This window comes from Mesorhizobium sp. M4A.F.Ca.ET.050.02.1.1 (assembly GCF_003997725.1).
Taxonomy (GTDB): domain Bacteria; phylum Pseudomonadota; class Alphaproteobacteria; order Rhizobiales; family Rhizobiaceae; genus Mesorhizobium.
On the sequence record NZ_RZSG01000479.1, the window covers coordinates 1 to 4,710 of the forward strand.

At 64.3% G+C, this 4,710-nt stretch carries 5 protein-coding genes; 4 read left to right on the top strand and 1 reads right to left on the bottom strand.

From position 1 onward, the window contains the following. A partial coding sequence (locus tag EOA33_RS24975; protein ID WP_127406841.1) for an MFS transporter occupies positions 1-453 on the top strand: 453 nt, incomplete at its 5' end. 25 nt (positions 454-478) lie between these two features. On the opposite strand, the gene EOA33_RS24980 is transcribed toward EOA33_RS24975, so the two are convergent. Next, positions 479-1,183, bottom strand: coding sequence for a nitroreductase (locus tag EOA33_RS24980; protein WP_126054070.1), 705 nt, complete (start codon positions 1,181-1,183; stop codon positions 479-481). Positions 1,184-1,418: 235 nt separating this feature from the next. Here EOA33_RS24980 and EOA33_RS24985 point away from each other — a divergent pair, with 235 nt between their 5' ends. The 3 genes from EOA33_RS24985 to EOA33_RS24995 all read left to right on the top strand — a co-directional run. Continuing rightward, positions 1,419-2,006, top strand: coding sequence for an XRE family transcriptional regulator (locus tag EOA33_RS24985; protein WP_126054069.1), 588 nt, complete (start codon positions 1,419-1,421; stop codon positions 2,004-2,006). Between the two features lie 15 nt (positions 2,007-2,021). Further along, positions 2,022-4,475: an FAD-dependent oxidoreductase gene (locus tag EOA33_RS24990; protein ID WP_126054068.1), complete on the top strand. Its 2,454-nt coding sequence runs from the start codon at positions 2,022-2,024 to the stop codon at positions 4,473-4,475. Next, a partial coding sequence (locus EOA33_RS24995) for a homocysteine S-methyltransferase family protein (protein ID WP_190234364.1) occupies positions 4,472-4,710 on the top strand: 239 nt, incomplete at its 3' end. The genes EOA33_RS24990 and EOA33_RS24995, both read left to right, overlap by 4 nt.

Genomic DNA, 4,710 nt, shown 5'->3' on the forward strand with positions numbered 1-4,710 from the left:
ATGCCGCGCATCCTCAACCGCTTTGGCTTCCGCCGCGTGCTGGTCACCAACACGCCGATCGTCGCTTGCCTCGTCGCGGGCTTCGCCTCGATGCAGGCGAGTCTGCCCGCCTGGATCGTGCTCGCCTACATCTTCATCTTCGGCGTCTTCCGCTCGGTGCAATGGGCTTCAACCGGGAACCTTTCCTATTCGGATGTCGCGCCCGAGCAACTCGCCCGCTTCAGCGCGCTCTACTACATTCTCTGGCAGCTTGCGGTGGCGATCAGCGTCGGCCTGGCGGCGGCGTTGTTGTCTTTGCTCGCCAGCGGCGGCCATGCCAGCGTCAACGATTTCCGCATCCTGTTCTTGATTGAAGGCCTGATCACGCTGTGCGCGCTGTTCGCGTATCTGCGGCTGACGCCGCAGGACGGCGCCCATGTCAGCGGCCACGGCGCGCATGTGAACACCGAGTAAGGCCGCTGGCGCTGGCTGGCGGCCGTTACTCGCTGAACGTTACCCAGTCTTCCAGCGGCGCGCGGTCGGTACGAAATTCGTTCTCGGGCTTGGATTTGTCCTCGTAGCCCAGCGCCATGCCGCAGACGACGATCTCCTCGTCGGGGATGTTGAGAACCGGGCGGATCTGCCGGTGATAAGGCGCGAAGGCCGCCTGTGGGCAGGTATGCAGGCCCCTTCCCCTCGCTGCCACCATGATGTTCTGCAAGAACATGCCGTAGTCGATCCACGATCCTTTGTTCAGCCGCCGGTCGACGGTGAAGATTATGCCGACGGGCGCATCGAAGAAGACGAAGTTGCGATCGTGCTGCGCCCGCATCCTGTCGACCTCGCGCCGGCCGATGCCGAGCGCGCCATATAGGCCGAAGCCGTTCGCGCGGCGACGAGTGAGATAGGGTTCGAAGAACTGGTCGGGATAGTAGCGATACTCGTCCCACTCGGCCTTCTCGGCGCGGATGCCTGAATTGAGGATGGCCTCAGAAATGCGCTGCTTGACATCGCCCTTGGTGACATACACCCGCCAAGGCTGCATGTTGGTGCCGGATGGCGCGCGCGCGGCGACGGAAAGGATGTCGCGGACCGTCTCGTCGTCGACCATATCGGGCAGGAAGGCGCGCACCGAGCGGCGCGACGTGATCGCCTCGTCGACGATCGCCGCATCCTTGGCTATCCGGCTGTTGTTTTCCAGCATGGGTCGTCCCTTTGCGCGTGACCGGGAACCAAACCGGCTCCCGCGAAGGACCACGCACAGACTCCTTGAAACCTGGCCCCCGACCGGACGTCCCCATTCGCCGTTCGTCGCCGAGCCTTTGCATGAACCGCAAAAAACGCGCAAGCAAATCTTGTGGCATCATGAAAATCCTCTTGATTTTTTCATGGAGTTGCCCTCTCATGAAATTTGTCTCCAATTTTTCATCGGAAGGCCGATGGTCTCGACCGCTCCCAGGCCGGAACAGGACAATGGCGAGCGGTTGCTGGCCGGCGACATCCGTGCGCTGCGCAAGGCGCGCGGGCTGACGCTGGCCGAGATCGGCCTGAGGCTCGGCCGCTCCGTCGGCTGGGTCAGTCAGGTAGAGCGCGGCCTGTCGGTCCCTTCGCTCGGCGACCTCAGGGCTTTCGCCGACCTGTTCGGCGTGCCGATCAGCCTGTTCTTCAGCCATGACGTGCCGGTCGAGGCGGAGCGCGGCGTGGTCGTGCGTGCCGGCAGCCGCCGCTCGCTTGGCACAAGCGAATCCGGACTTGTGGAGGAGCTTCTGTCGCCCGACCTCGGCGGTAGCTTCGAGATGCTGCGCTCGGAATTTGCGCCGGGTGCGGAGCTGAAGACCGAAGCGCGCCGTCCGACCGAAGAAGCCGGCTATGTTACGTCGGGTGTTTTCGAGATCGAGATTGCCGGCGTCTGGCACCGGCTCGGCGAAGGCGACAGCTTTCGTTTCGATGGCAAGCCGTTTCGCTGGCGCAATCCCGGCGCCGAGCCGGCGGTGGTCATCTGGGTGGTTTCGCCACCTGTCTATTGATTGGAGGGGAAGAACATGGCGGGTTTGCCGAGCACGGCACGCGTGGTGATCATCGGAGGCGGGGTCGTCGGCGCCTCCTCGCTCTACCACCTTTGCAAGGCGGGGTGGACCGATTGCGTGCTGCTCGAAAAGAACGAGTTGACCTCGGGCTCGACCTGGCATGCCGCCGGCAACGTGCCGACCTTCTCGTCCTCATGGTCGCTGATGAACATGCAGCGCTATTCGACCGAGCTCTATCGCGGGCTCGCCGATGCCGTCGACTATCCGATGAACTACCACGTCACCGGCTCGCTCAGGCTCGCCCATTCGAAGGAGCGCATGCAGGAATTCCGGCGCGCCAAGGGCATGGGCCGCTACCAGGGCATGGACATCGACGTCGTCGGGCTGGACGAGATCAAGCGCCGCTATCCCTTCATCGAGACGCATGAGCTGAAAGGCGCGCTCTACGACCCGAGCGACGGCGACATCGATCCGGCGCAGCTGACGCAGGCGCTGGCCAAGGGCGCGCGCGACATGGGCGCCAGGATAATCCGCTTCTGCCCGGTCACCGGCGCTCGCCGCGAGAACGGCGAATGGGTGGTCGCCACACCGCAGGGCGAAATCCGCTGTGAGATCGTGGTCAATGCCGCCGGCTACCGCGCCGCCGAGCTAGGAAAAATGTTCGGCCGCGCAGTGCCGATGATGGTGATGAGCCATCAATACATATTGTTCGAGGAGATCCCCGAGCTTGCCGCCTGGACGAAGGAACAGGGCAAAAAGCTGCCGCTGCTGCGCGACGTCGACACCTCCTACTATCTGCGCCAGGAAAAGACCGGCATGAACCTCGGCCCCTATGAGCGCAATTGCCGCGCGCATTGGGCGACCCACAACGACCCGATGCCGGAGGATTTTTCCTTCCAGCTCTTCCCCGACGATCTCGACCGGCTGGAGCACTACCTTGCCGACGCCGTCGCGCGCGTGCCGATCCTCGGCACCGCCGGCCTCTCCAAGGTGATCAATGGGCCTATCCCCTACGCGCCGGACGGCAATCCGCTGATCGGCCCGATGCCCGGCGTGCCCAATGCCTTCGAGGCCTGTGTCTTCACCTTCGGCATCGCGCAAGGCGGCGGCGCCGGCAAGGTGCTGGCAGAGTGGGTCACCGAAGGCCAGACTGAATGGGACATGTGGTCCTGCGATCCGCGCCGCTTCACCAGCTTTGCCTCGGCACCCGACTATTGCGTCGCCAAGGGCATGGAGATCTACGGCAACGAATACGCCATCCAGTTCCCGCGCCACGCCTGGCCGGAGGGCCGCAACCGCAAGCTGTCGCCGCTGCACGATCGCATCAAGGCGCTCGGCGGCCAGTTCGACGCCTACAATGGCTGGGAACGCGCCACCTGGTACGCTCAGCCCGGCGACGACACGTCGGAGGAATCGACGCTGACCTTCCGCCGCGACGGGCCGTGGCAGCACCGCGTGCGCGAGGAATGCCTGGCAGTGCGCGATGCCGCCGGCATCCTCGACCTGCCCGGCTTCTCGCGCTTCAACCTCGAAGGTCCGGGCGCCGCCGACTGGCTGGCGCTGCAGGTCACCGGCCTGGTGCCGAAGCCCGGCCGCATCGGCCTCGTCTATTTCTCCGACGACAAGGGCCGAATTGTCACCGAAATGTCGGTCGTGCGCCATGGCGAGGACCAGATGACGCTGATCACCGCCGCGGTCGCGCAATGGCACGATTTCGAATGGCTGAAATCGCGCATGCCCAAGAATGCGACCTTCACCTTGACCGACCGCACCGAGGAGTATTCCACCCAGATCCTCGCCGGCCCGAACTCGCGCAAGATTCTGGGCGGGGTCTGCGCCGCCGACCTCACGCTTCCCTGGCTGACGCATCAGGAAACGACGATCGCCGGACGCTGGGCGAAGCTGGTGCGCGTCTCCTTCGCCGGCGAGCTCGGCTGGGAGATCCACACCAGGGTCGCCGACACGGCAACGGTCTTCGATGCCGTCTGGTCCGCCGGACAAAACCACGGGCTGAAGCCGTTCGGCATGTATGCGCTGGATTCGCTCCGGCTCGAAAAAGGCTACCGCGCCTGGAAGGGCGATCTTTCGACCGACTATTCGATCCTGCAGGGCGGACTGGAGCGCTTCGTAAAATGGGACAAGCCCGAGTTCCGCGGCAAGGGGGCACTGCTCAACGAAAAGCAGCAGGGCGTGAAGAAGCGCTTTGTCACTTTGGTCGTTGAGGACCCCGGCGATTGCGACGCGCCCTATATGTCGACGCTCTGGCATGACGGCAGGATCGTCGGCGAGACGACGTCGGGCGGCTGGGGTCATCGCATCGACAAATCGATCGCACTCGGCATGCTGCGCGCCGACCTCGCCGAGCCCGGCACCCCGTTGGAGATCGAGATCTTCGGCGACCGTTTCAAGGCGGTGGTGCAGAAGGACGAGCCGCTCTGGGATCCGAACAATGAAAGACTAAGGGCATGAAGTCCGTAATTCTCACTGATGGCGGCATGGGCCAGGAACTGGTCCGGCGCAGCAAATCCGAGCCGACGCCACTGTGGTCGGCCAGGGTGCTGATCGACGAACCGGATTTGGTGCGCGACCTGCATGCGGAGTTCATCCAGGCGGGCGCCCGCGTCATCACCATCAACACCTATTCCGCGACCCCGGAGCGCCTGGCGCGCGAAGGCGCTGAAGACCTGTTCAAGCAGCTTCAGGC

Coding starts and splice junctions, on each gene's coding strand:
- EOA33_RS24985 (WP_126054069.1), top strand. CDS start 1,419: ATGGTCTCGACCGCTCCCAGGCCGGAACAGGACAATGGCGAGCGGTTG.
- EOA33_RS24980 (WP_126054070.1), bottom strand. CDS start 1,183: ATGCTGGAAAACAACAGCCGGATAGCCAAGGATGCGGCGATCGTCGAC.
- EOA33_RS24990 (WP_126054068.1), top strand. CDS start 2,022: ATGGCGGGTTTGCCGAGCACGGCACGCGTGGTGATCATCGGAGGCGGG.